The 1,815-nt window shown below is 45.1% G+C and carries 2 protein-coding genes; both read right to left on the bottom strand.

Annotation, left to right across the window (positions count from 1 at the left end; all coding sequences use genetic code 11):
• Positions 1-1,330: insulinase family protein (locus tag A3766_RS20230; protein WP_231882939.1), on the bottom strand; the 1,330-nt coding region annotated here is incomplete at its 3' end.
• Between the two features lie 38 nt (positions 1,331-1,368).
• A partial coding sequence (locus A3766_RS32130; RefSeq protein ID WP_231882938.1) for an insulinase family protein occupies positions 1,369-1,815 on the bottom strand: 447 nt, incomplete at its 5' end.

The raw sequence follows: 1,815 nt of genomic DNA, 5'->3' as shown, positions 1-1,815 counted from the left end.
CCTTAACGGAGCTGTACGCTCCCAGGCCACCAGTTAAAGCAGACTGCTTATTCTGCATTTCCAGGTAACTGCTCTCGCCCGCACCTAGAGCGGTAACCACGGCAGTATAAATCGGCAAGAGTGCTTGCAAGTCTTCGCTAAGCTCAGGCATATCAATAATAATCTGCTGATAGACCAAGCCATTTGTGCCTTGGTGGTAACAAGTAATATTATCCGAAACTTTGGCTGGTTCGCCTTTGGGGAAGTGTAAATGCAGGGGCACGTCTGGAATGCCAACCTTAGGCAAGATCGATTCATCATCTTTCATGATCTGACGCTGCTTCAAGGCTTCCGCCTGATCTATGACCTTTTGCTTCTCTTCCTCGTTCAGATTCTGCTTAATTTCAGCTAGTTGCTTCGTTAGCAGAGCTGTTCTGACCTCATCGTAAGAAGTATCCGGACGAAGAGATAAAGTGACTCGGTGTGAGTTATCCAATAAGTGCTTTTTCACCAAAGATTTGAAATATTCAGGGTCTTTAACGCGCTCTCTTAACTTTTCAATCACCGGCTCAAGGTCTAGCAATGCGACCGGGTCGCCACCGTGCAACATCGAAGGCAATGCGCCGAGTATCAACTGCAAACCGTAAGGGTAACTGTCTCCCGCAATTTCTCGCTGACTTAACTCAAGCTGATGCAATACCGCATCCAAACGTTCTTTAGCAACACCTTCTTGGGCAACTTTCTCTAACACAGCGAAGATTTCTGCTTCTAGCTCTTCCTCTTTACCCGGTTCACTTCCCTCTAAACCACACGCAAAAGCCATTTCTCGGTTAGAGTCTTCCAAACCACACAAGGGTGATGGCGCATGCCCTAGCTTTGAAGCCTCTAATGCTCGCTGCAATGGTGCAGCACTGTTCTCAAACAACACATCAGCCAATAGATGTGCTTCGAGGTTTTGTTCCAAATCAAAGCTGTAACCTAACAACCATGAGACAACAATGTGCGTCTTATGTTCGGTCGGCTCATCTTTTTCAACGGGGTAATTTTCCTGAATCCGAATCGGTGCACAATAGCGTTGCTCATCGTTGATTCTGATTCGGTGATCTTCTTTAGAGAATCTGGATAAAGCGTAACCCTGAAAGTGACAATGGTGCTCATAAGCTGGAATATCGCCAAAGGTCAGAAACACAGCATTACTTGGATGATAGTGCTTTTTGTAAAAGCCTTTTAAGTCATCATAACTTAAACCGGTGATATGCTCAGGATCTCCACCACTATTAAAGTGATAGGTAGTAGTCGGATACAAATGGCGCGTTAATGTCTGCCATAGTTGACTAACCGGTGAGCTCATCGCTCCCTTCATTTCATTATAAACAACACCCTTGTAACTCAGATCGCTATTGGCATCATCTGCTTTTTCAAACTCAAGTCGATGCCCTCTTGTAGAAAATCCATCTCGTCGAGTCGAGAGAAGAAAACTGCATCGAGATACACTTCGAGAAGATTATTAAAATCTTTCTTGTTTTTACTTGCAAAAGGGTAAGCCGTCCAGTCACTACTGGTAAAGGCATTCATAAAAGTATTTAAGGATCGGCGGATCATCATAAAGAAGGGGTCACGAACCGGATATTTCTCGCTACCACACAGTGCCGTATGCTCAAGAATATGTGCGACGCCAGAGTTGTCAGTCGGAACTGTTTTTAGACCTACCAAAAATACGTTTTCGGTATTAGTGGTCGCAAAATGCAGGTGCCTGGCACCCGTCCCCAAGTGCTCATACTCTTCGGCTGTCACATGCAAAGCATCAATGCTTTGAGAGCGGATCAGTTTGAAATC

The sequence above is a fragment of the Oleiphilus sp. HI0132 genome, assembly GCF_001635845.1.
This window is presented reverse-complemented; position numbering and strand designations above follow the sequence as displayed.